The 26,594-nt window shown below is 64.3% G+C and carries 25 protein-coding genes and 1 pseudogene; 12 read left to right on the top strand and 14 right to left on the bottom strand.

Annotated features, from left to right (window positions below):
• Positions 1-37 precede the first annotated feature (37 nt).
• From typA to AB0Y14_RS03675, 5 genes are all read left to right on the top strand, one after another.
• The gene (typA, locus tag AB0Y14_RS03695) at positions 38-1,954 is read left to right on the top strand and encodes a translational GTPase TypA (protein WP_436587890.1); all 1,917 of its coding nucleotides are present in this window, start codon (positions 38-40) and stop codon (positions 1,952-1,954) included.
• Positions 1,955-1,984: 30 nt separating this feature from the next.
• Entirely contained in the window at positions 1,985-3,271 is a 1,287-nt protein-coding gene (locus AB0Y14_RS03690) for a PIG-L family deacetylase (RefSeq protein WP_436587889.1), read from the top strand.
• 182 nt (positions 3,272-3,453) lie between these two features.
• The gene (gene fdxA / locus AB0Y14_RS03685) at positions 3,454-3,777 is read left to right on the top strand and encodes a ferredoxin (RefSeq protein WP_436587888.1); all 324 of its coding nucleotides are present in this window, start codon (positions 3,454-3,456) and stop codon (positions 3,775-3,777) included.
• 11 nt (positions 3,778-3,788) lie between these two features.
• Entirely contained in the window at positions 3,789-4,922 is a 1,134-nt protein-coding gene (gene dapC / locus AB0Y14_RS03680) for a succinyldiaminopimelate transaminase (protein WP_436587887.1), read from the top strand.
• A 297-nt stretch (positions 4,923-5,219) separates the two neighbouring features.
• Entirely contained in the window at positions 5,220-6,503 is a 1,284-nt protein-coding gene (locus AB0Y14_RS03675; RefSeq protein WP_436587886.1) for a citrate synthase, read from the top strand.
• Positions 6,504-7,001: 498 nt separating this feature from the next.
• On the opposite strand, the gene galE is transcribed toward AB0Y14_RS03675, so the two are convergent.
• A complete protein-coding gene (gene galE, locus AB0Y14_RS03670) occupies positions 7,002-8,018 on the bottom strand; it encodes a UDP-glucose 4-epimerase GalE (RefSeq protein WP_436587885.1) in 1,017 nt (338 codons plus the stop codon).
• Between the two features lie 23 nt (positions 8,019-8,041).
• Positions 8,042-8,998 (bottom strand): 2,3,4,5-tetrahydropyridine-2,6-dicarboxylate N-succinyltransferase, encoded by a 957-nt coding sequence (dapD, locus tag AB0Y14_RS03665; protein WP_436587884.1) that lies wholly within the window; start codon positions 8,996-8,998, stop codon positions 8,042-8,044.
• Positions 8,999-9,084: 86 nt separating this feature from the next.
• Between dapD and dapE the strand changes: the two genes are divergently transcribed.
• Positions 9,085-10,212, top strand: coding sequence for a succinyl-diaminopimelate desuccinylase (gene dapE / locus AB0Y14_RS03660; protein WP_436587883.1), 1,128 nt, complete (start codon positions 9,085-9,087; stop codon positions 10,210-10,212).
• A gap of 92 nt (positions 10,213-10,304) precedes the next feature.
• Here the strand turns inward: dapE and AB0Y14_RS03655 are convergent, their stop codons facing one another.
• The 4 genes and pseudogenes from AB0Y14_RS03655 to AB0Y14_RS03640 form a co-directional block, all read right to left on the bottom strand.
• The gene (locus AB0Y14_RS03655; protein WP_436587882.1) at positions 10,305-11,135 is read right to left on the bottom strand and encodes an amino acid ABC transporter permease; all 831 of its coding nucleotides are present in this window, start codon (positions 11,133-11,135) and stop codon (positions 10,305-10,307) included.
• Positions 11,132-11,815, bottom strand: a complete 684-nt coding sequence (locus AB0Y14_RS03650) for an amino acid ABC transporter permease (protein ID WP_436587881.1) — start codon at positions 11,813-11,815, stop codon at positions 11,132-11,134. The genes AB0Y14_RS03655 and AB0Y14_RS03650 overlap by 4 nt, the downstream gene beginning before the upstream one ends.
• Positions 11,812-12,594 (bottom strand): annotated as a pseudogene (locus tag AB0Y14_RS03645) (glutamate ABC transporter substrate-binding protein). Before AB0Y14_RS03645 ends, AB0Y14_RS03650 begins: the two are co-directional and overlap by 4 nt.
• 75 nt (positions 12,595-12,669) lie before the next feature.
• A complete protein-coding gene (locus AB0Y14_RS03640) occupies positions 12,670-13,452 on the bottom strand; it encodes an amino acid ABC transporter ATP-binding protein (RefSeq protein ID WP_436587880.1) in 783 nt (260 codons plus the stop codon).
• 174 nt (positions 13,453-13,626) lie between these two features.
• Between AB0Y14_RS03640 and AB0Y14_RS03635 the strand changes: the two genes are divergently transcribed.
• The 4 genes from AB0Y14_RS03635 (at position 13,627) to AB0Y14_RS03620 (ending at position 15,904) form a co-directional block, all read left to right on the top strand.
• A complete protein-coding gene (locus tag AB0Y14_RS03635) occupies positions 13,627-13,833 on the top strand; it encodes a hypothetical protein (protein ID WP_436587879.1) in 207 nt (68 codons plus the stop codon).
• Complete coding sequence (locus AB0Y14_RS03630) at positions 13,830-15,170, top strand: hypothetical protein (protein ID WP_436587878.1); 1,341 nt, start codon at positions 13,830-13,832, stop codon at positions 15,168-15,170. The genes AB0Y14_RS03635 and AB0Y14_RS03630 overlap by 4 nt, the downstream gene beginning before the upstream one ends.
• Before the next feature lie 107 nt (positions 15,171-15,277).
• A complete protein-coding gene (locus tag AB0Y14_RS03625; RefSeq protein ID WP_129314081.1) occupies positions 15,278-15,445 on the top strand; it encodes a DUF3117 domain-containing protein in 168 nt (55 codons plus the stop codon).
• Positions 15,446-15,544: 99 nt separating this feature from the next.
• Entirely contained in the window at positions 15,545-15,904 is a 360-nt protein-coding gene (locus AB0Y14_RS03620; protein WP_436587877.1) for a Sec-independent protein translocase TatB, read from the top strand.
• 101 nt (positions 15,905-16,005) lie between these two features.
• Here AB0Y14_RS03620 and AB0Y14_RS03615 read toward each other — a convergent pair whose 3' ends face one another.
• The 3 genes from AB0Y14_RS03615 to AB0Y14_RS03605 are packed head-to-tail and all read right to left on the bottom strand — an operon-like array spanning position 16,006 to position 19,148.
• Complete coding sequence (locus AB0Y14_RS03615) at positions 16,006-17,157, bottom strand: Mrp/NBP35 family ATP-binding protein (protein ID WP_436587876.1); 1,152 nt, start codon at positions 17,155-17,157, stop codon at positions 16,006-16,008.
• Positions 17,150-17,866, bottom strand: coding sequence for a DUF1003 domain-containing protein (locus AB0Y14_RS03610; protein WP_436587875.1), 717 nt, complete (start codon positions 17,864-17,866; stop codon positions 17,150-17,152). The genes AB0Y14_RS03615 and AB0Y14_RS03610 overlap by 8 nt, the downstream gene beginning before the upstream one ends.
• Positions 17,859-19,148, bottom strand: coding sequence for a magnesium transporter MgtE N-terminal domain-containing protein (locus tag AB0Y14_RS03605; RefSeq protein WP_238692244.1), 1,290 nt, complete (start codon positions 19,146-19,148; stop codon positions 17,859-17,861). Before AB0Y14_RS03605 ends, AB0Y14_RS03610 begins: the two co-directional genes overlap by 8 nt.
• A gap of 110 nt (positions 19,149-19,258) precedes the next feature.
• Between AB0Y14_RS03605 and AB0Y14_RS03600 the strand changes: the two genes are divergently transcribed.
• Positions 19,259-20,164, top strand: coding sequence for a general stress protein (locus AB0Y14_RS03600; protein ID WP_436587874.1), 906 nt, complete (start codon positions 19,259-19,261; stop codon positions 20,162-20,164).
• A gap of 104 nt (positions 20,165-20,268) precedes the next feature.
• Here AB0Y14_RS03600 and AB0Y14_RS03595 read toward each other — a convergent pair whose 3' ends face one another.
• Positions 20,269-21,822: an aminopeptidase P family protein gene (locus AB0Y14_RS03595; protein WP_436587873.1), complete on the bottom strand. Its 1,554-nt coding sequence runs from the start codon at positions 21,820-21,822 to the stop codon at positions 20,269-20,271.
• Between the two features lie 60 nt (positions 21,823-21,882).
• Between AB0Y14_RS03595 and AB0Y14_RS03590 the strand changes: the two genes are divergently transcribed.
• On the top strand, positions 21,883-22,719 hold the full coding sequence (locus AB0Y14_RS03590; protein WP_436587872.1) for a PHP domain-containing protein: 837 nt from the start codon (positions 21,883-21,885) through the stop codon (positions 22,717-22,719).
• Positions 22,720-22,744: 25 nt separating this feature from the next.
• Here the strand turns inward: AB0Y14_RS03590 and AB0Y14_RS03585 are convergent, their stop codons facing one another.
• The 4 genes from AB0Y14_RS03585 to AB0Y14_RS03570 form a co-directional block, all read right to left on the bottom strand.
• Positions 22,745-23,596, bottom strand: a complete 852-nt coding sequence (locus AB0Y14_RS03585; protein WP_436587871.1) for a DNA-methyltransferase — start codon at positions 23,594-23,596, stop codon at positions 22,745-22,747.
• Positions 23,597-23,607: 11 nt separating this feature from the next.
• Positions 23,608-25,209, bottom strand: a complete 1,602-nt coding sequence (locus tag AB0Y14_RS03580; protein ID WP_436588816.1) for a DEAD/DEAH box helicase — start codon at positions 25,207-25,209, stop codon at positions 23,608-23,610.
• A gap of 367 nt (positions 25,210-25,576) precedes the next feature.
• Positions 25,577-25,810, bottom strand: coding sequence for a DUF3107 domain-containing protein (locus tag AB0Y14_RS03575; RefSeq protein ID WP_436587870.1), 234 nt, complete (start codon positions 25,808-25,810; stop codon positions 25,577-25,579).
• Between the two features lie 106 nt (positions 25,811-25,916).
• Entirely contained in the window at positions 25,917-26,549 is a 633-nt protein-coding gene (locus AB0Y14_RS03570; RefSeq protein WP_436587869.1) for a TetR/AcrR family transcriptional regulator, read from the bottom strand.
• Positions 26,550-26,594: the final 45 nt, after the last annotated feature.

Below are 26,594 nucleotides of genomic sequence, written 5' to 3'. Positions count from 1 at the left end.
CACCCCAGCCACTGACCAGCAAAGCGAGCCTTATCGTATGACTGAAACTTCCAGCACCGCTACGCGCACCGACATCCGCAATGTCGCGATCGTGGCCCACGTTGACCACGGCAAGACCACCATCGTGGACGCCATGCTCAAGCAGACCCACGCATTCTCTGACCATGCGGACGTCGAAGATCGTGTGATGGACTCCGGTGATCTGGAACGCGAGAAGGGCATCACGATTCTCGCGAAGAACACCACCGTGGAGTACTCGGGTCAGCATTCGAACGGCGAGACGGTCACGATCAACGTCATCGATACCCCGGGCCACGCCGACTTCGGTGGCGAGGTCGAGCGCGGCCTGTCGATGGTCGACGGCGTCGTGCTCCTCGTCGACGCGTCAGAGGGCCCGTTGCCGCAGACGCGTTTCGTGCTCCGCAAGGCACTCGCGGCGAAGCTTCCGGTCATCCTGGTCGTGAACAAGGTCGACCGTCCGGACGCCCGCATCGAGGAAGTCGTTTCCGAGACCATGGACCTGCTCCTGGGCTTGGCCTCCGACCTTGCGGACGAGGTCCCCGACCTGGATCTCGACGCTGTTCTCGACGTCCCCGTGGTCTACGCCTCCGGCAAGGCGGGTCGTGCCTCGACCGATCAGCCCGCCGATGGTGAGATTCCGGACAATGAGGACCTCGAACCCCTGTTCAAGACGATCATGGATCACGTCCCGGCTCCGACGTACAACCCTGAAGGCGTCCTGCAGGCCCACGTGACGAACCTGGACTCCTCGCCCTTCCTGGGGCGTCTTGCTCTGTTGCGCGTTTTCAACGGAACCCTCAGGAAGGGGCAGACCGTAGCCTGGGCGCGCCAGGACGGCCAGCTCAAGAACGTCCGTATCTCGGAGTTGCTCAAGACCAAGGCCCTCGACCGTGTGCCGGCCGAAGAAGCAGGCCCCGGCGACATCGTCGCGGTCGCGGGCATCGAGGACATCACCATCGGTGAGACCCTGACCGACGCCGAGAACCCGGATCCGTTGCCTCTGATCACGGTCGATGAGCCCGCAATCTCGATGACCATCGGCATCAACACCTCGCCGATGGCGGGTCGTGTGAAAGGCGCCAAGGTCACCGCGCGCCAGGTCAAGGACCGCCTCGACAAGGAGCTCATCGGCAACGTGTCGATCCGCGTCCTCCCGACGCAGCGTCCCGACGCCTGGGAAGTCCAGGGCCGTGGTGAGCTCGCGCTGGCCATCTTGGTCGAGCAGATGCGCCGTGAAGGCTTCGAACTGACCGCGGGCAAGCCGCAGGTCGTCACCAAGATTGTCGACGGCAAGGTCCACGAGCCCATCGAATACATGACGATCGATGTTCCGGACGAATACATGGGCGCGGTGACTCAGCTCATGGCGGCCCGCAAGGGCCGTATGGAAACCATGACCAACAACGGCACCGGCTGGGTCCGCATGGAATTCCGAGTTCCGGCTCGCGGGCTGATCGGGTTCCGCACGCAGTTCCTGACCGAAACCCGTGGCGCGGGCATCTCGAACTCGTACGCCGACGGTTTCGAACCGTGGGCGGGCGACATCGAGTACCGCACGAACGGATCGTTGATCGCGGACCGCGCGGGCGTGGTGACCCCCTACGCGATGATGAACCTTCAGGAACGCGGCACGTTCTTCGTCGAGCCGACCTCCGAGGTGTACGAAGGCATGATCGTGGGCGAGAACTCACGCGCCGACGACATGGAGGTCAACATCACGAAGGAGAAGAAGCTGACCAACATGCGTTCGGCCAGCGCGGAGAGCTTCGAGAACCTGACGCCTCCGCGGAAGCTCACGCTGGAGGAATGCCTCGAATTCGCCCGCGAGGACGAATGCGTCGAGATCACGCCCGAGGCGATCCGCATCCGCAAGGTCATCCTGGACGCCCACGAGCGCGTGCGTGCGTTCCGAGCACGCAACCGCGCCAACTAGATCGAGGTACCGGACAGCACGCCTTCACCGATGACAACTCCCTCAACGCACGGTTCCCACCCCGAGCCGTTCTACCCCGAACAAGCCGAGTACACCGCGCCGGACGCGCTGGCGTCGCTCCTGCCGGAGTCCATGGACCCGCGGCACGTGACGATGCTGTTCATCCACGCGCACCCTGACGACGAATCCACGTCGACGGGCGCGACGATGAGCCATTACGCCCGGGCAGGGGCCGCGGTGGACTTGCTGACGATGTCTCGCGGCGAGATGGGGGAGGTCATCGGTGAACGGCATGCCGACCTGGACATCCGGAAGCGTCCGGACGACGATTCCGGGGACGCGCTGGGGGCGCTCCGCGAAACCGAATTGGAAGCGGCCTGCCGCGAACTCGGTGTTCGCAACCACTGGTTCGCCGAACGGCGGCGCAGCCCCGGATACTTCCGGGATTCCGGTATGTCCTGGGGAAGGCACGGGAGGGCGACGTCGGCCGCGAATGCGGCATCCGACTGCCTGACGCGGGCGCCGCTGAAGGAATCGGCGGCAGCCATTGCCCGGGTGATCGAAAAGGTCCGGCCCGACGTCGTCGTGAGTTACGACGTCGATGGCGGGTACGGTCACCCCGACCACCGGCGGACCCACGAGGCCACCATGAAGGCCCTCGGGATGCTCTCCCGCAAGGCCCAGCCGTTGCTGGTCTGGGGCGTCGAGGGAGAAGCCGATCCGGACGACGACCGTCGGCAAGCGGTCGTCGAGGGCGATGCGGCCACCAAGAAGACCGCGATGGCCGCCCACGAGACCCAGGTCGAAGTGGGCGAGGGCATGAGCTTCCACTACTCGAACAACATCGAGCAGAACATCAGTGCGGCGGAGTCCTACCGGCTCCTCGCCGAATCGATCGACGTGTCCCAGGAGGACCCCGATGACGTGGCCGCCGGGCCGGTCAATTCCGTGATCGCGGGTGCCGGCGTCGGGCTGGTGGTCGGATTCATCGGGACCATGTTCCATGCCTCGATCAGCTATTTCTCCGGCTGGTACCTGCCCTGGGGCCTGGGTCTGGCCTTATTGCTGGTTTTGAGCGGGACCCTCTGGATTTCCCACTACACCCGTCGATCGTGGGCCACGGTTCTGCCCGGGCTCGTCGCTTTCATCGAGATCGGGTTCTTCGTCTACGCACGCTCCGACTCGTTGTTGGTGATCCCGAATCCGAAGGTCCCGATCGGGCAGGTCGGGATCGCCTGGATATTGGGGATCCTGGTCATGACCATGATCGGGCAGTGGATTTCCAACAGGACGATCCTGAAGTCGCGAGACGCTTAATCTTCGTCAAGACTTCATGGATCTTAACCGCCGGGCTCCCGGTCAGTGATACCCCATACAGTGGAGGGACCCGGGTAGGACGGCGCGTCGAGCCCGACTAGACTGATGGTTCAACAGACTTGCCGCGGAGCAACGAACCGAACCGCGACGACCGGCGGACCCGGTACCGATGAGAGGTTTGAATGACATACGTAATCGCCCAGCCCTGCGTCGACGTCAAAGATCGCGCCTGCGTCGAGGAATGCCCCGTTGACTGCATTTACGAAGGTGAGCGGTCCCTCTACATCCACCCGGATGAGTGCGTGGACTGCGGTGCCTGCGAACCAGTGTGCCCGGTCGAAGCGATCTATTACGAGGATGACGTCCCCGAAGAATGGGAGACCTACACCTCGGTCAACGCGGATTTCTTCGATGACCTGGGATCCCCGGGCGGAGCCGCCCGGACCGGTGCCCTCGACTACGACCACAAGTACATCGCGGACCTTCCGCCCCAGAACCAGGAGTAGGACCGCGACCCATGCCCGATTTCGGTCTCAGCCTGCCTGATTACCCTTGGAACGCTCTGGCGCCGTATCGCGAGCGTGCGGCCGCGCACCCGGACGGAACCGTGGACCTGTCGATCGGTACGCCGGTCGATCCGACTCCGGAGATCGTCCGCCGCGCGCTGGCCGACGGCGCCGACGCCCCCGGGTACCCGACCACGCAGGGAACCGTGGAGGTCCGCCAAGCCATTGCCCAGTGGTACCGGCGTCGCCGTGGGGCAGACAGTGTGGACGAGTCCTCGGTCATGCCCACGATCGGTTCCAAGGAGCTGGTGGCTTGGTTGCCGTACCTGCTCGGGCTGGGGGAGGGCGACGTCGTCGTCCGTCCCGTCGTTGCCTACCCGACCTACGACATCGGCGCGACTCTGGCCGGGGCGCGGGCGGTCGCGGCGGACGACCTGTCGGCCCTCGACGCCGAGACCCGATCCCAGGTCAAGCTCGTGTGGATCAACTCTCCTGGCAACCCGACCGGCAGCGTGCGGGACGCGGAATCGCTGAGCCGGCTCGTGGCAGGTGCACGTGCGCTCGGCGCCGTGGTCGCCTCCGACGAATGCTATGCGGAACTGGGTTGGGGAGACTGGGACGAAGCCCGCGGTGGCCGTGCTGTGCCGTCCATTCTGGACACCACGGTCTCGGGCGGCGACCTGACAGGTCTGCTCTCGGTGTACTCCCTGTCCAAGCAGTCCAACCTTGCCGGCTATCGAGCTGCCTTCGTCGGCGGTGACCCGGGCATCATCGCGAACCTCATCAACTCTCGCAAGCACGCGGGCATGATCGTCCCGAGGCCTGTCCAGGACGCGATGACCGTGGCCTTGGGTGACGACGAGCACGTCCGGGAGCAGAAGGACCGGTACCGGCGACGTCGCGAGGCGTTGAAGCCCGCGGTCGAGGACTACGGCATGAGGATTGAAGACTCCGAGGCGGGCTTGTACCTGTGGGGGTCCATGGGTGAGGACACCTGGACCAGCGTAGGCCGCTTCGCGGACCTGGGGATCGTCGTCGGGCCCGGCGTTTTCTACGGCGACCATGGACAGGGACGCATCCGTATTTCCCTCACGGCGACGGACGAACGGATCGACGCCGCCGTACGGAGGTTGGCGCGCGGCTGATTCCCCGTGGCCGGCATCATTTGCCGGCCCGAGGATTCCGGTGCGCACGGCTACGTTTCGGCGTACCACGGAAAGGCGTCGGAGCCGCGCGTCAAGCGCCGCGAAATGTCTCTGCATATCGTTGGGATGATTCGTGACGATGTGTCGGCAAAGGGTAGGCTATACAGAGGAAATTTGTGTCCCCGCCCACGCCCGCGGCCTTCACCGTTGCGGAAGGGGCGGCGATTTTGTGTCGGCCCCAGGAAACCCCTCGAGCCCCAACGGATCGACGGAGGACACACGCAAACGGGAGGAAATATGACCGATAAAGCGACCTTCACTTTTGATGGTACGAGCGTCGACTGCCCCGCCGTCGAACCGACCGACGGATTCGGAGCTTTCGATATCGCTAAGCTCCGTTCCGAAACCGGCGGATACGTCACTTACGATCCCGGGTTCATGAACACCGCGAACGTCCAGTCGGCCGTCACCTACATCGACGGTGAGGCCGGAATTCTGCGGTACCGCGGGTATCCGATCGAGGACCTCGCGAAGAAGGCGAGCTTCGTCGAGGTTGCTTACCTGCTGATCTACGGTGAATTGCCCACGCAGCAGCAGCTGGATGAATTCGACCACATGATCCGCACGCACACCATGGTCCACGAGGACCTGAAGATCTTCTTCTCCGGTTTCCCGCGCACCGCGCACCCGATGCCGGTCCTGGCTTCCGCCGTATCGGCGCTGTCGACCTTTTACAGCGACTCCCTCGACCCGCACGACGAGCACGAGGTCGAGGTCTCCACGATCCGCCTGCTCTCCAAGGTCCCGACCCTTGCGGCGTACGCCTTCAAGAAGTCCAAGGGTGAGCCGATGCTCTACCCGCAGAATGATCTCAACTACGCCGAAAACTTCTTGCGTTTGTGCTTTGGTGTTCCGGCCGAGGACTACGAGGTGGATCCCGAGATCGCCGAGGCGCTCAACCTCCTCCTGATCCTCCACGCCGACCACGAGCAGAACTGCTCGACCTCCACGGTGCGCCTGGTGGGTTCGTCGGATGCCAACATGTTCGCTTCCGTCTCCGCCGGTATCAACGCCCTGTACGGTCCCAAGCACGGAGGGGCCAACGAAGCCGTTCTGAACATGCTGCGCAGCATCCAGTCCGAGGGCATCAGCCCCGAAGACTTCATGGAGAAGGTCAAGAACAAGGAAGAGGGCGTCCGCCTGATGGGCTTCGGCCACCGGGTGTACAAGAATTACGACCCGCGCGCCCGCATCGTCAAGGCCACCGCCGACAAGATCCTCCGCAAGATGGGTGGCGACGACGAGCTGCTCGATATCGCCATGCGCCTCGAGGACAAGGCCCTGGCGGACGATTACTTCGTGGAGCGCAAGCTCTACCCGAACGTCGACTTCTACACGGGTCTGATCTACAAGGCCATGGGCTTCCCGGAGCAGATGTTCACGGTTCTCTTTGCCATTGGTCGCCTGCCGGGTTGGATCGCACAGTGGCGGGAAATGATGCTGGACCCCTCGACCAAGATCGGTCGACCGCGTCAGGTCTACACGGGCGAAACGGAGCGTCGTTACCCCGGCGTCGAGTAATTCATGAGGTAGTGACGCACATCCGATGATTTCGGGCCGTCGCGTGCGCATCGGGTCGCCGAATGACCCGGTCTGCACACGGCGGCCCGTGGTGCGTTAAAGGAGGGTGGGCTTCGTGCGGGGGCGCGCCGCGGGCCGTGAGATGAGATCGGGGAGCCCTTTTGGGTGGCGGTTGCTTGTGGGGTTGGTGCGCTTTTGGGTGGCGGTTGCCCGATGGCGAGGCGTTTTCCGCCCGTAGGTGGGGTTTTAACCCCCTCCAACGGTGGGACAACGGCACCGAATCGGGTAACCGCCACTGAACAGCCCGCAACAGGTGAGGTTTTAGCGTCCTCCAACGGTGGGAAAGCGACACCGAATCGGGTAACCGCCACTGAACAGCCCGCGGCAGGACCCGCCCCCCGCACTCGCCCCCCGCCCCCGCACTCCGGGAGCGGCGTGCGGATCGGCCCCATGAACGAGGCCGTCCAGGGGCGGGCGGGTGCCAGGGTCGGGCGGGTGCTAGCTCGCGTACCCGTTCGGGTTGTTCTCCTGCCAACGCCAATGATCGGCACACATCGTGTCGATGTCGCGGGTCGCGGACCACCCGAGGTCGGCCAGGGCGGAGGACGGATCGGCGTAGGACACGGCGACGTCGCCGGGGCGACGATCCACGATCTCGTACGGGATCTCCTTGCCGGACGCCTTCTCGAACGCGTCACGGACCTCGAGAACCGAATAGCCATTGCCGGTTCCGAGATTCCAGGTGTGCAACCCGCCCCGGTCCGAGATGGCGTCCAAGGCCTTGATGTGGCCATCGGCCAAGTCGACAACGTGGATGTAGTCCCGAACCCCGGTCCCGTCCGGGGTCGGGTAGTCGTTGCCGAAGACCTTCAGCTTGTCCCTGCGTCCCACGGCGACCTGCGCGATGAACGGCAACAGGTTGTTGGGGACACCCGTGGGGTCCTCTCCGATTCGTCCCGAAGCGTGCGCGCCGACGGGGTTGAAGTACCGCAGGAGCGCCACGTTCCACGCATCGTCCGCGTGGGCCAAATCAATCAGCATGTCCTCGATGTGTTCCTTGGTCCGGCCGTAGCAGGACTGGGCATCCATGGGCAGCTTCTCGGTGAGTGGCATCTCTTCGGGGGCGCCGTACACGGTCGCTGACGAAGAGAATACGATCGACCGGCAACCGACCGACTCCATGGCCTGAAGCAGGTTGATCGTGCCCGTAACATTCGTGGTGTAGTACCACAGCGGCTTCTCGGCCGATTCGCCGACGGCCTTGAGGCCCGCGAAGTGGATGACGGCCTCGGGCCGGGTCGAGGCGAAGAGCTCATGCATCGCCGCGGCGTCGAGAAGATCGACTTCGTGGAATTCGATCGTCTTGCCTCCGGCCAATTCGCCGACGCGTTCCAAGGACGTACGGGACGAGTTGGCCAGGTTGTCCATGACCACGACCTCGTGCCCTGCTTCCAGCAAGGCGAGGACGGTGTGGCTGCCGATGTATCCGGCACCGCCGGTCACCATGATCTTCATGTTTGATTCCTCAAGGTTGTGGTTCAGTTGGCGTGCAGGATCGAGTTGAGCTCCACGGTGCCGGTGGCTCGCGGGATGGCCTCAACGGTTCCGGTCTGGGAGTTCCGGCGGTAGAGCAGGTTCGACGTTCCGGACAAATCGGCGGCCTTGACCACCTTGGATTCCTGATCGGTGACCACGGTGACCCGCGTTCCGGTCGTCAGGTACAGGCCGGCCTCGACGACGCAGTCGTCGCCCAGCGAGATGCCCACGCCGGCGTTCGCTCCGAGGAGCACGCGCTCTCCGAGACGCACGCGTTCCTTCCCGCCACCGGACAGTGTGCCCATGATGGAAGCGCCCCCACCGACGTCGGTATGGTCGCCCACGACGACGCCCTGGCTGATGCGTCCCTCGACCATGGCGTGCCCCAGGGTCCCCGCGTTGTAGTTCACGAAGCCTTCGTGCATCACGGTCGTGCCATCGGCGAGATGGGCGCCGAGCCGGACGCGGTCGGCGTCACCGATGCGGACGCCACTGGGCACCACGTAATCGACCATGCGGGGGAACTTGTCCACGGAATAGACGGTCACGTGACCGCGAGAACGCAGCGCCAGGCGGGCCCGTTCGAGGTCCGAGGCCAGGACGGGACCGAAGTTCGTCCAAGCGACATTCGCGAGCTTGCCGAAGATGCCCTCGAGGTTGATCGAGTTGGGTTGCACGAGACGGTGAGACAGCGCATGCAACCGCAGGTAGGCGTCGGCCGCGTCGGAGGGGTTCTCCTGCAAGGTCGCCGTGGTCTCCACGACGCGCAACTCCACGTTGCGGGCCGTGTCGGAGCCCTGCGCGGCCTCAAGATCCTCCCGTACGGAGGTGTCGGCGGTTTCGGACAGGGAGGGGGTCGGATACCAGACATCCAGGACCTGTCCTTCGTCGGGACCTGAGGCCACGATGGTGGCCAAGCCCAATCCGGCTGCGTATTCGGCGCTCGTACTTGAAGTCATAATGACCAGTCTACGAAAACCGCGCCCGACATCCGTAGACCGGGAATCATTCATATCGAAACGTAAGACGACGCTAAGGTGAGTGCATGACTCCCGACAGCGCACCGCATCAAGGAACCGTCCCCGACTTGGACCTGACGAAGGACGTCGCCGAGCTGACGGCCGACCTCTTGGACGTGTATTCGGTCTCGGACAGCGAAGGGCCGATGACCGAAGCCATCGAACGGGCATTGGAAGGCTTCGCGCACCTCACGGTCCACCGGCACGGCGACACCCTCGTGGCCCGCACGGATCTGGGGCGACCCGAACGTGTGGTCCTGGCCGGTCACGTGGATACCGTCCCGTTGCCAAGAACCGACGGTGCGCGAGGCACCGTGCCGTCCGAGTGGGACGAGATCGACGGCCGCAAGGTTCTCTTCGGCCGCGGGGCCACCGACATGAAGGGCGGCGTCGCGGTCCAGCTCGCTCTGGCCGCCCGGCTGACCGACCCGTCCCGGGACATTACTTACGTCTTCTACGATCACGAAGAGGTCTCCAGCGACGCTTCGGGCCTGGGCAAACTCCTTGAGGTTGCGCCGGAACTCGTGACCGACGCCGACTTCGCCGTCCTCCTGGAGCCCACCGACGGCCGGATTGAGGGCGGATGCAACGGAACCATGAGATTCTGGGTGCACGCGACCGGGACCGCGGCGCATTCGGGGCGCGCCTGGATGGGAGAGAACGCGATCCACAAGGTGGGAGACCTGCTGCGCATTCTGGAGCAGTACCAGCCGGAGAGCGTGATCGTGGAAGGGCTCGAGTTCCGAGAGGGACTCAACGCGGTACAGATCGACGGGGGAGTCGCGGGGAACGTGATTCCCGATGCGTGCAACGTCCACATCAACTACCGTTTCGCCCCGGACAAGACGTTGGAGGAAGCCACGGCGCGGATGCACCGGATCTTCGACGGGTACGAGCTGGACATCGTGGATGCCTCGCCCGCGGCCCGGCCGGGGCTGGATGCCCCCTTGGCGAAGGACCTGGTCTCGTCCGTCGGCGCCACCCCGCACCCCAAGTACGGGTGGACCGACGTCGCCCGATTCTCCGCACTGGGAATTCCCGCGGTGAACTTCGGCCCGGGCGACGCTCTGCTGGCTCACTCCGACGACGAACACGTATTCGCCTCCGAAGTCCACGCATGTTTGGACGCCCTCGAACGGTGGCTGACGGCCTGAGAGACCCGATCACACACTGACAGGCACGAACTGACGATGCCGCCCGTCCCCGCAAGGGGACGGGCGGCATCGCACCGGTTGAGCGAGCAGGATCAGATCTTGGCCCTGACGCCCACCCGATGGCTCAGGTAACGGGAAAGCCACTGGGCCAGGGTGGTCAGCAGAACATTGGTCACGATGAAGAGCAGGGCCGCCACGATGAGGGCCTGAAGCATCGAATGGGCCGCTCCCAGCCGTTTGGCCGCATCGAGCAGTTCGCCGTAGGTGATGATGTAACCCAGCGCGGTGTCCTTCAGGATCACCACGAACTGGCTCAGAAGGGCCGGCATCATGGCCACGAGGGCCTGGGGCAGTTGAATCATTCGCAGCACCTGTCCGGAGGACAGCCCCAAGGACAGCCCTGCTTCACTCTGGCCCTTGGGCAACTGGTGGACGCCCGAGCGGACCAATTCCGCGATGACCGAGCCGTTGTACAGAGTCAGTCCCAGAACCACCGCGAAGAACGGCAGATGATTCGGGTTGATCACGGAAGTATGCCCCAACCACAGCCAGAAGAAGATCATCATGATCAGGACCGGTACGGCCCGCAGGAACTCCACGACCACGGTGCAGATCCAACGGATCGGGAGGATCGGGGAGAGCCGGCCCATACCGAAGACCAGACCGAAGACCACCGATGTCACGACTGCAAGGAACGCGGCCTTGAGCGTGCCCCAAAGGCCGGGCAGGAACAGATGCGCCCACGCGTCGCCGGTGAACAGGAACGCCCAGCGGTCCCAGGTCAACTGATCCTGCCGGTCCAATCGGACCAGGACGAGCAGAATGATTCCAGCGATCACCAGCGCGCCAATGACATTGAAGACCCGGGTCAGGCGTTGGGCCCTGGGGCCCTGCGCATCGAAGAGTGCGTTCTGGGTGCTCATCGCTTCACCGCCCATTTCCTCGACGCCCACGTGGTCATCAGGCCCACGGGAATCACGATGATCACGAACCCGAGAGCGAAGGTCATGAAGATCGCGAAGATCACGTCTGAGTCGAATTCGATCATTTTCTTCATCATCACGGAGGCCTCGGCGACCGACGCGGCGGCCGCGACCGTGGTGTTCTTGGTCAGAGCGATCAAGGCGTTGCCCAGTGGTGTGATGGCCCCTCGAATGGCTTGCGGAAAGATGATCAGGCGAGCCGTGGGCAGGAACCCCAGACCGATCGAGCGGGCAGCCTCGGCCTGCCCCAGGGGCACGGTATTCACCCCCGATCTGATCGCCTCGCAGACGAAGGCCGCGTGGTAGATCGACAGCATTGCCACAGCGAAATTGAAGAAATTCTGCTTGAAGTCCGCGGAGAGCGTGATGTGCATCTGTGTCCACAGAGCCAGAACGGCCATGACCATGAGAATGGTCAGCGGTGTGTTGCGCACAACGTGGACGTAGGCTCCGCCGAGCAACCGCAGGCTGGGCACCGGAGAAATCCGCATGAGCGCGACGGCTGCGCCGACCAGGAACGCGAAGACGGCCGCCCAGAAAGTCAGCTGGATATTGACCCAGAATGCTCCGACGACGTCGTAGTCGGCAAAGAGACGGGAGAACTGGTCGAAGTAGCTCATGCGCACCCCTCCGTGGGTTTCGGCGGATTGGTTTTCGCGTCGAATGCGTAACCGGACCCCTCGGTATTCTTCGAGACGAACTTCTCCCAGGAGCCGTCATCGACCATGGAGGTGATGGCCTTCGAGATTTCTGGGCACCGATGGGTGCCCTTCGGCAGTCCCACGCCGTACTTCTCCTCGGTGAAGGTCTGGCCCGTGAGCTTGAACTTTCCCTTGTTGGTGCCGGTCGAGGCCAGGCCCGCCAGGATGATGTCATCCGTCGTCAGAGCATCTATGCGGCCTGCCTCCAACGCGCCGATGCACTCGGCGTAGCTGTTGAGTTCCACGAGGTTGGCGTTCTCGGCGTATTTTTCCTTGATCTTGGCGGCAGACGTCTACCCCTGGACCGAGCACAGGTTCTTGCCGTTGAGATCGTCCGGTCCGTGGATGTCCGCGTTGGACTCCTGGACGAGCAGGTCCTGTCCAGCAACGAAGTACGGACCGGCGAAGTCCACGGACTTCTTGCGCTTGTCGGTTATCGAATAGGTGGCCACGATCATGTCGACCTGGTGGTTGGAGAGCATATTCTCGCGGTTGGCCGAGGGCGACTGGACCCATTCGATCTCGTCCGGGGAGTAACCGAGTTTCCCCGCGAGGTAGGTGGCGACGTCGACGTCGAATCCGGAGTATCCGGTGCCGTCCTGATATCCCAGGCCCGGTTGGTCGAATTTGATGCCGATGCGGATGCGGTGGTCCGAGTGTCCGACACCGCACGAGGCCAAGGAAAGACACCCAATCATTGCCAGGACGAGTGCCCTGAACGCGACCCGCTTGCGTTGGCGCACGATTCCTCCTTTCACGATGACGATCGGTAGTCAGTGATTGAGGATCTTGCCCAGGAAGTCCTTGGCGCGATCCGACTGCGGATTGGTGAAGAATTCCTCAGGGGTGTTCTCCTCGACGATGACGCCATCGGCAAGGAACACCACTCGGTCCGCCGCCTCACGCGCGAAACCCATCTCGTGGGTCACCACGATCATGGTCATGCCTTCCTTCGCCAAGGAGGCCATGGTGTCCAGTACCTCGGTGATCATTTCCGGGTCGAGGGCGGAGGTCGGTTCGTCGAAGAGCATGACTCGGGGCCGCATGGCCAGGGACCGGGCAATCGCCACGCGTTGCTGCTGCCCTCCCGAGAGCTGGGCGGGCAGCTTGTCCGCCTGGTCGACCACGCCGACCTTCTTCAGCAAGGCCTCCGCAAGTTCCCTGGCCTCCCGCTTGGACTTGCCTCGGACCTTGATGGGGCCCATGGTCACGTTGTCCAGAACGGACTTGTGAGCGAACAGGTTGAAGGACTGGAAGACCATGCCCACCTCCGAACGAAGTTCGGCCAATTCCTTGCCTTCGGCGGGAATCTCCGCGCCGTCGATCTGAACGGATCCCGAGTCGATGGTCTCCAACCGATTGATGGTCCGGCAGAGGGTCGATTTTCCCGAACCGGAGGGGCCGAGGAGCACGACGACCTCACCCGGTGTGACCGTCAGATTGATGTCTTGGAGGGCGTGGTGGTCCCCGAACCACTTGTTGACGCCTGAGAGCCGAACTTCGGCGCCGGCTTGGGAAATGGCTGCGGTGCCACCGTCTGGAGGTGCAGTGCTCATCGAATACCTCATGCTGATCGAGTGAAAGGTGATGAGAATCATTTATACCAGTGTTGTGGCTCACACGCGGTCTCCTGGGGCAGCCCTTGGGAACCGCCGCACGCGAGGTGCTGACCCGACTCGGGCGGGCCGGCCATCGAGGCACTTCCTGAACTCATGGTCCAGAATGGAGGCATGAATTTTATCCTGGTGGGACTGACTTTCGTCATTCTGGCGGCCGTGCTCATCTCGTGCGCCGTCCTGGGCGCGGACCGGCTCTCCGGATCTGAATACGTTTCCCGAGACGGCATCGATTGCCCCGGTCCCGAACGAGGCCCGTTGGAAGACGGTCGCAAGACCCCTGACGTCGACCGCCCGGCCGGTCGCCTCGGCACCAGGTGACGCCCGTACGCCGGTTCGCCGCCGACGGCGTCGAACGGATCCGGCAACGCATTCTCGGGTCTCCGATCTTCGTCTGGGTTGTAGGCGTCTACGCCGCCACCCGAATTTGGGGCTGGGTCGTCTTCAGCCTGGTCGGGCGCCAGCAACAGTCCAGCCCCTGGGGGTCCGGACCGATGAGCTACCTGGAATTCATCGCCATCTGGGACGGGGACTGGTACCGGCACATTGCGCAGGTCGGGTATCCGAGCACGCTTCCGGTGGACCTGTCCGGAAGCGTGGATCAGAACCCCTGGGCCTTCTACCCGTTGTTCCCGATGACCGTTTCCGGTCTCATGAGGGTCACGGGGCTCTCGTGGCCTGCCGCCGGGGGACTGGTGTCCATCGCCTGCGGAGCCGTCGCCTCAATTCTTCTGTACGGCCTCTTCACCTCGGCTCGGGCCGTGGCCTCTCGGTCCGAGGACGCCGGCGGGGAACAGTACGTTTCTCCGCGTCGGATCCTCCACGGCCTCGGACTGAAGCAGCCCGGACGCGGCATCGATCGGTTCGCCCTGTGGTCCACGGCGCTGGTCCTGCTCAATCCGATCGCACCGATCCTCCAGGTTCCTTACGCGGAATCCATGAACCTCATGTTCCTGGCCGGCTTCCTCCTGGCCCTGGTGCGAGGAAATCTGGTCATTTGTTCGCTGGTGCTGATCCCTACCTGCTTGTCCCGACCGGTCGGGGTGCCCATGGCGGCCGCCCTGGGGTTCTGGTGGCTGACCCGTTTCGTCCTGGCCTATCGCGAACGCTCCTCGACGGAAGGGTTCGCTCGCTTCGCCGCCTCCTTCCGACGAACCGCTCGATACCTGGGCGTCGCGCTGTTCGCGTGCGTCTGCGCCCTGGCCTGGCCCGGGATCGCCTGGATTGCGACCGGGCGATACGACGCCTACACATCGACCGAGACGGCCTGGCGCGGTGAGCACTTGCTGCCCGTGCAGCCCTGGATCGACCAGTCGCTGAACTACTTCGGCGCTCCCGGCCCACTCATTCTTCTGATGCTGGTCCTCGGGTTCCTTTGGGTCATGCACAGCCGCGTGGTGTTGACGACGTTGCCGCGCAACATCCGGTATTGGTGCTACGCATACGTCACATATCTGCTGATTTTCCTTTTCCCTCAGTCCTCGACCTTCCGCCTGCTCCTTCCGGTTTTCCCTCTGGCCGCGCCGCTGGTGGCCCTGTCCGAATCGCGCGCATACCGGGCAACACTGGTCATCGGGGCGGCCCTGGGCCAACTGATCTGGGTCGGTTGGCTGTGGCACTGGAAGGAACTGCCCAGCGGAGGCGACTACCCGCCGTAAGCCCGGCGGAGCAGGTAACCATCGGTTGTTAAGGTGATCGAGCTATCATTGATGAACCGAGGTTCGAACCTCCTCGGCGAATAGCGTCTATCCGACAAGGAGAAACAATGGCCGCGATGAAGCCGAGGACCGGCGAGGGACCCATGGAAGTCGCCAAGGAAGGTCGGTCCCTCATCATGCGGATTCCCCTCGAGGGCGGTGGCCGCCTGGTTCTCGAGATCACGAAGGACGAGGCCCAGGACCTCAAGGAATGTCTCGACCCCATCACGCAGTAGGGAGGGGGACGGAGCGGCCGCCCAGCGGTCGATCAGGCGCACTCGGACCTCGATCACAATGATCGGCTCCGGCCCATCGGGGACTGGTAATGTGCTGGTGTGTTTGGAATCAACGGGGCCGAGTTCGTCGTCTTGGCCATTATCGTTTTCGTGGTGATAGGTCCTGAGCGCATGCCCGAGTACGCTCGGCAGCTCAAGGACCTCATCAAGTCATTGCGACGCACGGCCGCGGGTGCCAAGGATGATCTCAAGGAAACCTTGGGACCGGAACTGTCGGACATCAACTGGAGGGCCTACGATCCCCGACAGTACGATCCGCGCCGGATCGTGCGCGAGGCACTGTTGGAAGACGACGAGGAACAGCAGGAAGAACAGGACAAGGTCTCTGCGCCGCCTGCTTCCAACACAACACGATTGAGCCCAGGACAACTCGCCCCCTACGACACGGAAGCAACCTGACCCCTACGCAGCACGGACTGCGGCACTCGGGCCCGACCGGACGGTATCCACCGTCCGGTCTTTTTCTGCCCGCTCTGTTCGCCGCGCGAGCCGTCGCCGGGTCAACCCAGGTCCAGGGGGAGCCTTCGCCCGGAGAGCCCTCGTTTCTGTTTCCTGATTCCGTCTGCGACATCGGAGAGAGCTCGGGCCGAGGGAGATTCCGGGGCAGACCACACCACGGGCACGCCCGTGTCTCCGCCTTCCCGGAGGGCCGAGTCCAACGGAACCGATCCGAGCAGGGGCGTCTCAGCGCCGAGAGCCTGTCCCAGGCGCTCCGAGAGCATGGCTCCGCCGCCGGAGCCGAACATCTCCATGCGTGTCCCGTCCGGCATGACCATGGCCGCCATGTTTTCCACGACGCCGACGACCTTCTGCCCGGTCTGCAACGACATCGTTCCGGCCCTTTCCGCGACGTTGACCGCCGCGGGCTGGGGCGTGGTCACCACCACGAGGCCAGCGTTCGGGACCAGTTGGGACATCGAGATCGCGATGTCCCCGGTTCCTGGCGGAAGGTCCAGGAGCAAGACATCCAAGTCGCCGAAATGGACGTCGGTCAGGAACTGCTCGAGCGCACGGTGCAACATGGGTCCACGCCATGCGATGGGCCGGTTGTCCTCGAGGAACATTCCGATCGAAATGACCCGGATCGATCCAGGGACGTCGTCCTGTCCCGTCGCAACCCGGCGCGAGGCCGGAACTTCCACGACCGGAGGAAGGATCATGTCCTCGAGCTTGGTCGGCGGCTGAGTGATGTCCAGGAGCCCGGGTATCGAGAAACCGTGCACGTCGGCGTCGACGATTCCCACGGACAATCCCTCGGAGGCCAAGGACGCGGCGATATTCGCCGTGACGGTCGACTTGCCGACGCCGCCCTTGCCGGACACGATCGCATAGACCTGGGTCAGATTGGCCGGGTCGGCGAAGGGATTGGTCTTCGTATGGCCGAGCTGGTCGCGGAGGCGGTTGCGTGCCTCTGCGTCCATGTAGCCGAGGTCGATCTCGACCGTCTCGACACCGTCCACCGACCGGGCGGCTTCACGGACGTCGTCCTGGATGGTGTTCTTGAGCGGGCAACCTTCTATGGTCAGCCGAATACCGACCCGTGCCGTGGTCCCGTCCAATTCGGCGTCGGTCACCATTCCCAACTCGGTGATCGGCCGCCGCAACTCGGGGTCGATCACGGTGGACAGCGCCGCACGCAATGCGTCATTCATGGGTCTCCCGTGGGACGTGTGGGTCCCGGGCATCTCGATCGGTCGTGGAACTCGCATGGCTGCCGCCGTCACCGTCCGTGGTCACGATGTCCAGAATCGAGGTCCTTGGCTCGGAACTGCGGTGCCTGTCCGAGTCCGTCGATGACGAATGCGGGGCATTACCGTCGGCCCCACCACTGTTCGTTTCCTGGCCACGGGAATCCTGCACGAGCTCCTCGATGAGATCCCGGATCTCGGAACGAACGAAGTCGCGGGTCGCGACTTCCCGGAGCGCGATCCTCAGGGCCGCAATCTCCCGCGTCAGGTATTCGGTGTCCGCCAGGTTCTGCTGGGTCCGTTGACGGTCCTCCTCGGCGACCACACGGTCACGGTCGTCCTGTCGATTCTGGGCGAGCAGGAGGAGAGGAGCCGCGTAGGACGCCTGCAAGGACAGCATGAGCGTCAGCAGCGTGAAGTTCAGCGCGCGAGGGTCGAACTGCCACGACTCGGGCAGCAACGTATTCCACCCAAGCCACACGGCCACGAATATCGTCATCCACACGAGGAACTGGGGAGTGCCCATCCAGCGCGCGAAGGACTCGGTCATCACGCCGAAAGCTTCGGGGTTCGGCTGGTACCTCTGGTACCACTTGGGCTTGCTCGCGAGCGGCGTGTCCAGACCGGCACGGTGGGTATCGCGGGTGCGGCGATTTCTGGTCGTCTCACTCAAATTTGCGTCCCACCTTTCGGACGGGGGTGCCGTCGTCGTTGGTGCGCCAATCCTCGGGGAGGAGCGCGTCGAGAACGTCGTCAATGGTCACGGCGCCGACGAGGCGATCGTGTTCATTGGTCACGGGAATGATGGTCAGGTCGTAGGTCGCCAGGACTCGGGAGACATCCTCCAAGGAGGCGACGTCAGGGATCGGTTCGATGCTCCGATCGATGATGTTTCCCACGGGTTCCGGTGGTGCGAGACGCAGGAGCTCCTGCATGTGCACCATGCCGATGTATCGGCCGGTGGGAGCCTCGAGGGGAGGGCGGCAGACGAAGACCGCGGCGGCGACGGCCGGGGGAATCTCCTCCTGCCTGATGTGGGCCAGGGCCTCGGCAACGGTCGCTTCCGGGGGAAGGATGATCGGCACCGGTGTCATCAGCGAGCCCGCGGTTCCTTCCTCGTACTCGAGAAGCCTCCGGACGTCCTCGGCGTCGTCGGGTTCCATCCGCTCCAGGAGCGCCTCGCGCTGGTTGTCGGTGAACATATTGAGCAGGTCGGCGGCGTCGTCCGGTTCCATCTCCTCGAGGATGTCCGCCGCACGGCGAATGTCCAGGCTGGAGAGGATACGCACCTGGTCCTCCTCGGGGAGCTCCTGGAGGACGTCCGCGAGTCGCTCGTCCCGGAGTTCCTCGGCAACTTCGAGCATGCGTTTGTCGTTGAGGTCGTGGAGGGCATCCGCCAGGTCGGCGGGCTGGGTGTCCTCGTGGGTCGCCAGGAAGTGCGAAGCACCTTGGGGGTCCATCGCGGTCCCGTAGACCACGTCCTCCCAGTCCACCACCAAGGCCTCGTTCTTGCGTCGGACGAAGCGGCCCGTGGTACCGGCCCGGCGGACAAACAGCTCGGTGATCTTCCAGTCGCCGTTCTTGGTCTGCTCCATGGCGCAGTCCTCGATGGTTGCCTCGCCCGAATTGTCCTTGAAGTGGACCTTGCGGTCGAAGAGCTCACCGATGACGAGCGCCTCCGCCCCTCGCTGCTCGAAGCGGCGGAGATTCACCAGGCCGGTTACGATCACCTGGGTCGCGTCCATACTGTTGACGCGCGTCATCGGCACGAAGACGGGCTTCTTCCCCAGGACCTCGACGACGATGCCCACCACGAGCGGTTGCAGGTGTTTGCGTTTGGCGTCCCTGTTGAGCACGACGACGTCCCGCAGGCGCCCCAACCGGTCGCCCACGGGATCGAAGACATCAAGGCCCAGGAGCCTTGCGATGAATATTCTGCTCGGAACGTTGCTCACTGCAACAGCGTACTCACATATCCCGGCCAGTATCATCCCGCCGGTTCACCTGTGGCGATACCCACGAGAATGGTTGGCGGTCAAGGCTGGAGTCAGGGAAAATGGTTTTTATGGCTAATTCCGGAAAGTCCAGACTCGCCGCCTTGCGGACCGAACAACTCGCGGGGTCCGTGACCGTGGGCAAGTTCTCCAAATACCAGGATGCCCAGGGCGCGGTCGACCTTTTGGCCGAACGCGGCTTTCCGGTCCAGAACCTCGCGATCGTCGGTTCGGACCTCCGCCAGGTCGAACACGTTGTGGGGACTCTCTCCTACGCGAGGGTTGCGGCCTCGGGGGCTCTCCAAGGACTGTTCTACGGTGTTGTTCTCGGCGCCTTGCTCATGGCCTTCGGACGGGAATCGCCCCTCTCTGCCTTCCTGACGTCCATCCCGCTCGGTGTCGCGTTCTGGATGATCCTTTCGATCGTTGGTTATTCACGGCGCGGTGGGCAGCGCAGCTTCACTGCCGTGGGCCAATTGGTCGCCGGAAGCTACGATCTGGTGTGCGCGCCCCAGGAGGCGGGCGAGGCGCGTCGCCTGTTGGGCGGTCATCGTTCGGCGCCGACTTTCCGCCCCGCCGCGAACGAGCAATCGGAATTTCCGGGAAGTCCGCAGGGCTCGGGGGACCGTCCGACCAATCAGCACGGCTCGCACGGGCCCCAGGGGCCATGGGGACAGGCGGCCCCAGGACAGCAGCAACCGAATCATTCCCAGACCCCGCCACCGCATGCCACGGAGAGCTCGTCACAGGACAACCCTGCCGGGAACAACGGAGCCGCGGAGACCCCGGACCGGTCACAGGCCCGGGATTTCAAAGATCTTCCCGACGGGCGTCCCCGCTTCGGCATCCGCTCCGACGAGGCCGGGACCAAGAACGCCGATGCGGCCGGGACCGGCGATACCGAGCGTCGGGACGAGCCACCGATGGGGGGATCCGCTCCCGACGACGGACGGCGCCCCGACTCTTCCGGCCTCTGAGGCCCCGATGCGGAGGTGACAAGCGGAAGTCGCCACACTCCTGATCACACACCAGCGCCCCCGGTCCTCGAGGACCGGGGGCGCTGGTGTGTGACGGACAAGGGCTACCGGGACAACTCGGCAATCCAGGACTCGATGTCCTCCGTCGTCCGCGGGAACCCCGCGCTCATGTTCTCGGGGCCGTCCTCGGTGATGAGAACGTCGTCCTCCAACCGGATGCCGATGCCGCGGTACTCCTCGGGCACGGCCAGATCGTCTTCCTTGAAGTACAAGCCCGGCTCGATCGTGAAGACCATGCCCGGCTCGATGACTCCGTCCAGGTAAAGATCCCGCTTGGCCTGTGCACAGTCGTGGACATCCAATCCCAGGTGGTGGCTCGTACCGTGCGGCATCCACCGGCGATGCTGGCCCCCGTTGTCCGAAATGGCCTCCTCGACCGAGCACGGGAGAAGCCCCCACTCGTCCAAGGACTCAGCCAGGGACTTCATCGCGGCCGCGTGCACTTCGCGGAACCGGTTGCCGGGAACGGCGGCCTCGAAGGCGGCGTCGGAGGCCTTCAGCACGGCATCGTAGATCTTCTTCTGAACGGCGGTGAACGTACCGTCGACGGGCATGGTCCGGGTGATGTCCGCCGTGTAGAGCGTGTCATCCTCGACGCCGGCATCCACCAGAATCAGCTTGCCGTCTTCCACGACTCCGTTGTTGCGGATCCAGTGAAGCACCGTGGCGTTGTTGCCGCAGGCGGCGATCGTTTCGTAGCCGACGTCGTTGCCCTCGGCCCGGGCGGCGGCGAAGAACGCGCCCTCGACGATACGTTCACCGCGGTGATGCTCGCGGGCCTGAGGGAAAGCCCGGACGATATTCTCGAAGCCGGCTTTGGTCGAGGTAATCGAGCGACGAAGGTTCGCGATCTCTTCCTCGTCCTTGACGAGGCGCAACTCGGACAGGGCCTCGGTCAGTTGGCCGTCGAGCGAATCGGACTCCTCGAGATCCACGCTCGTGTTCAGGCGGGAGGTGTCCACGAGGGCATCGACGTTCAGATCGACCTCGCGCAACAGACGCACGCGCACGCCGCCCAGCGCCTGAGGGCCGGCGTTCTTGGTGATGGCCACCTCGACGTCGGACAGGTCCTGGCACCGGATGCCGTACTCGGACTCGATCTCTTGCAGCGTGGGCCGGGGACCGACCCAGAACTCGCCGTAGCGGGGGTCGGCGTAGAACTGCTCGGAGTCGCGCCCGGCCAGCGGACGGAAGTACAGGGTCGCCTCGTGGTTCGAGCCGTCCGCCGCCGGCTCGTCCAGCGGCTCCAGGATCAGCACAGCATCCGGCTCGTGGTCGACGCCCAGACCGGTCATGTGCGCGAAGCCCGAGTGGGGGCGGAAACGGTAGTCCGTGTCGTTGGACCGCGTCTTCAACGGTCCGGCCGGAATCACCAGACGCTCGCCGGGGAATTTCGCGGACAACGCCGCACGACGCCGGGCCGCGTGATCGGCCACCGAAGCACGCTCGGGGAGCGGCTTGTTCGAGGGCGCCCAATGGGTGCCCATGAAATCCTTGAAAGCGCTCGATCGCGGCGGCTGCGAGCGGTTGCCGACCCGTTCCTCGAGAGGCTGTTGGTCGGCGGATTCCTGGGTTTCCGGGGAATTGTTCGAAGTCATGACTCCACAATATCGCCCGAGTTCGGACGTCGCCTCCCGGGCACCGAGTAGATTGGTCCCGTGTGCATTGATCTCCATACCCACTCGAACGTCTCCGACGGAACCGAGCCCCCGGCCGTCGTCGTCCGCAGAGCGGCCGAGGCGGGCCTGACCGCCGTTGCCCTGACAGACCACGATTCGACCGCAGGGTGGGCAGAGGCCGCACGGGAAGCTTCTTCCTGCGGCATCGACTTCGTTCCGGGGACGGAAGTCACCTGCGCCTCGGAAGACGGTATCTCGGTGCACCTCCTGAGTTACCTGCACGACCCCGAGGATCCGGAACTGCGCGCCGAAATCGACAGGTCGAGAGCGGCGCGCCTGACTCGGGCACGACGCATGGTCGAACGGCTCGGCGAAGACTTTCCCATCACATGGCCGGACGTGGAAGCCCAGGTCAACGCCGACGCGACGGTCGGTCGCCCCCATATCGCGGACGCCCTGGTCGCGGCCGGAGTATGTCGGAACCGTACCGAGGCCTTCGCCACGATCCTGACCACGGGAAGTAAGTACTACGTTCCGCACTACGCGCCGAATCCGGCGCTCGCAGTGTCGCTCGTGAGGCGCGCCGGGGGAGTCCCGGTGTTCGCCCACCCGCTGGCGAGCAAGCGTGGACGGACCGTGGGCCCGGAAGTCTTCGAGGAAATGGTCGACGCCGGTCTGGCGGGAGTGGAGGTCTATCACCGGGACAACGGCCCCGAGGACAGGCAGTGGCTCCTGGAATTCGCCCGAACACACGGGCTGATCGTCACCGGGTCCAGCGACTACCACGGCGCGGGAAAACCGAATCGTTTGGGCGAGAACACGACCGAGCCGCAGGCTCTGGAAACCATCAGAGCCCAGGCGCGGTCTCCTCGCTAGGCACCGTCGAGGCGGCCGGGCCCGGTCAGTCCCCGATCACGCGGGCGTGGGGAAGCCGGTTGCGCATGATCTCGATGGCCTGATCGTTGGAATCAATGCATACGAAACGGCGCTCCAGCGCGTAGGCCACGGCCCCCAGGCTGCCCGAACCGGCGAAGAAATCCAGGCACCAGTCTCCAGGCCGGGAGGACGCCGCCACCATTCTGCGCAAGAGACCCATGGGCTTCTGCGTGGGGTACCCCGTCTTCTCCTTGCCCGTCGGAGACACGATCGTGTGCCACCACACGTCGGTCGGCAATTTGCCCCGGGCGGCTTTTTCCGGCGTTACCAGGCCCGGAGCCATATAAGGTTCCCGGTCCACCTCGGCCGAGTCGAAATGGTACTTATTCGGGTCCTTGACGTAGACCAGGATGTTGTCGTGCTTCGCGGGCCAGCGTCTCTTTGCCCGGGCACCGTAGTCGTAGGCCCAAATGATTTCGTTCAAAAAGCAATCGCGGCCGAAAACCATGTCGCACATGACCTTGGCGTAGTGGACCTCCCGATAGTCCAAGTGGAGATACAACGTCCCGGACTCCGTCATCAGGTCACGAGCCAATTCCAGGCGGGGGAGCAGGAAGGACCAGTAGTCCTCGAAGGCGTCGTCGTAGCGCGACAAGGATTCGAGGACGCTCTTGTATCCGCGTCCCTTGAAGCCGAGCCGATCGGCGTCCTCCGGATCCACACGGTGGTTCCGGAGGCCGCGTCGGACCTGGGCCCGCCCGGTGTTGAAGGGCGGGTCCACATAAATCATCGAGAAGGCCTCGGCCGGCAGATCCGCGAGGACGTCCCGGTTGTCGCCCCGGATCACCAAGTCCTGGTCGTTCAGCTCGATTCCCACGGGAGCCGGGGCTACTCGGCCGACGAGGCCTGCGAGCCCGACGCACCACCCGTGCGACGCCGACGCCGACGACGCCGAGGAGCATCCCCGCCACGGCCAGCGGATTCGGCGGATCCGCCGTCGGAACGCTGGCGACCGCGCCCGTTGCCCTCGCGAGGATCCTGCGAAGGATTCTCCGAGCGGCGACGGCCACCGCGGCCACCGTTCCTGGACTGCGAGCCCGAAGACCGGCCGGACGAACGATCCTTCCCACGGCTTTCGCCGCCGGAACGGGAACGACGGTCATCGCCGTCGATGTCCTCAACTTCTTCGGCCTCCAGGCCGGCGTGGGTGCGCTTGTTGCGGGGCAGTCTTCCCTTGGTTCCCTCGGGAATGTCCAGGTCGGCGAACAGGTGCTTCGACGAGGAGTATGTCTCCACCGGCTCCGGAACGCCCAGGTCCAGCGCCCGGTTGATCAGGGACCACCGGGGGACGTCGTCCCAATCCACCAGGGTGATCGCCGTGCCCTTGTTGCCCGCGCGTCCGGTACGCCCAATGCGGTGCAGGTAGATCTTCTCGTCCTCGGGGCACTGGAAATTGATCACGTGCGTGACGTCCTCGACGTCGATGCCGCGGGCGGCAACGTCGGTCGCCACGAGAACATCGACCTTTTCGTTCCGGAACGCACGCAAAGCCTGCTCGCGGGCGCCCTGGCCGAGGTCGCCATGGATCGCTCCCGCGGCGAAACCGCGCTTGACGAGCTCGTCGGAGAGGCGGGCGGCGGCGCGCTTGGTCTTGGTGAAGATGATGGTTCGCCCACGGCCGTTGGCCTGCAGCGCCCGGGCGATCAGCTCGTCCTTGTCCATCGGGTGCGCGCGGTAAATGACCTGGCGGATGTCCTTCTTGGTTGCGCCTTCGTCATCGGGGGTCGAAGCCCGGATGTGCATCGGGTGGGACATGTAGCGACGGGCCATGGAGATGACCGGGCCAGGCATGGTTGCGGAGAACAGCATGGTCTGGCGAACTTCGGGCACCGAGGCGAGAAGACGTTCGACGTCGGGCAGGAACCCCAGGTCGAGCATTTCGTCGGCTTCGTCCAGGACCACGGTCCCCACCTGTTGGAGGTTGAGGTACTTCTGCCGGTGGAGGTCGATGAGGCGACCAGGGGTGCCGACCACGACCTCGACGCCCTTCTCGAGCTCCGCGATCTGTGGTTCGTAGGCGCGTCCGCCGTAGATCGTGGCGACCCGGGCATTGCGTTTCCGTGCCGCCACGGAGATGTCATTGCCGACCTGAACGGCCAATTCCCTCGTGGGAACCACGATGAGTGCTTGGGGTGCGCCGGGGGACTTGAGGGAAGCCCAAGCGGCGTCCTCGCGGCCGACGACGCGCTGGAGCACCGGCAGGCCAAAGCCGAGGGTCTTGCCGGTACCCGTCTTGGCCTGGCCGATGATGTCCTGGCCCGACAGGGCCACGGGCAGGGTCATGGACTGGATGGGGAAGGGGTGGGTGATCCCCTTCTCGGCCAGGGCCTCACAGATGTCCTCGCGGACTCCGAAATCTGCGAAGGTCTTGTCTTCCTCCGGGCGGACCTCTGGGGCCTCGCCGGCCTCGGTTTCCAGGCCGCGCTGCACGGTGTCGGGGGTTTCTTCGAGAACTGTGGTTTCCGGATCGTTGTCTTGGTTCACGGGGATGAGCTCCACTCGGTCGATGGGGTGGCCGCAGGGCGGACGGTTGGGAACCGTCACGCGGAGGTCGGCTGCGCACGTGGTGCGGGCGTTCGGCCTCAACGGTCGAAGGATCGGTAGGAAGCCGATCGCAACAATCATCGGGTGAGGCGCGCTTCCTCGAAATCCGAGGTGGCGCCCCGAGGCGGACGTCAATTCAACAGGAAACGACCGGGCATCCAGGGTTCATTCTATCCCGCTGGACGAAACGAAGGGAGGACCTGGCCCGATTCGGGCGGGTCCTCCCTCCGGCCAGCGGATTGCGGTAGGCTGCTCAGCTCTCGCTGAACGGGCCGAAGCCGATGTGGCGACGCGTCTCCGCGCCGATTTCGACGTAGCCGATCGAGGCGCCGGGGACGAGGGTGATGTTGCCCTTCGAGTCGGCAAGTTCGAGCAGGCTCTCGTTGGCCAGCGCCTCGGAGACCTGCTTCTGGACGGACTCGGGCGTCTGGTCAGATTCGACGACGACCTCGCGGGCAACGTCCTTGATACCGATCTTGATTTCCATGCGTATTCCTCCTGCGATCATGGCGGGAACGAGACTCGAGCCCCAGCCTACTCAACCCGCGAGTGCGCTGGTGCAAAGGTCGCCCCGATTTCGCTGAGCGCGGTAGTCATTCCCAAGGCTTGTCGACGTTCTCCAGGCCCCGCCAGACGAGTTTGAACAACAGAAATTGTTGACGCAATTGCTTGTCGGGACACTCCGTGGTGGAGACGATGCGGGCCGCAGAAATGGCGAGGCCGACAAGGGTCTGGGCCAGGAAGTCGCAATCCTCGTCGTCGAGGTCACTGTTTTCGCTGAGCGTGCGACCCAAGCGCCGCGATACCCGCGCCACGAGGCCGTCGAGCTTCTCAGCGACGGATTCATTGGCCCGCGCATCGGATTCGAACAGAACCCGGTACACGTCCTGATCATTGATGACAACGTCGATGAAGTTCGCGATCATGGCCTTGGTCCGGGTCTTGTTCCCGATGTCGCGAAGCAGGGGAGTGATGACCTGGTTCTCGAACAGCTCGATGGCCGACTCGAGGACAGCACAGTACAGCTCGTTCTTCCCTGAGAAGTGCTGATAGAGAACCGGCTTGGACACACGCGCGGATTCGGCGATGTCTTCCATCGTGGTGTTGTGGAAGCCGTATGCGGCAAAGTGCGCTCGGGCCACGGAGAGCAGTTGACGACGTCGTTGGGGCCCCGGCATTCGGGTACCGAACTCATATCGTGGCGACAGTTCTGACGAGCCAGACATGGGAGGGGGCAGTCCTTTCATGGCGATTCGGCCGCATTAACAAGG

The sequence above is a fragment of the Rothia sp. HC945 genome (genome assembly GCF_051370785.1).
Lineage (GTDB): Bacteria > Actinomycetota > Actinomycetes > Actinomycetales > Micrococcaceae > Rothia.
This window is presented reverse-complemented; position numbering and strand designations above follow the sequence as displayed.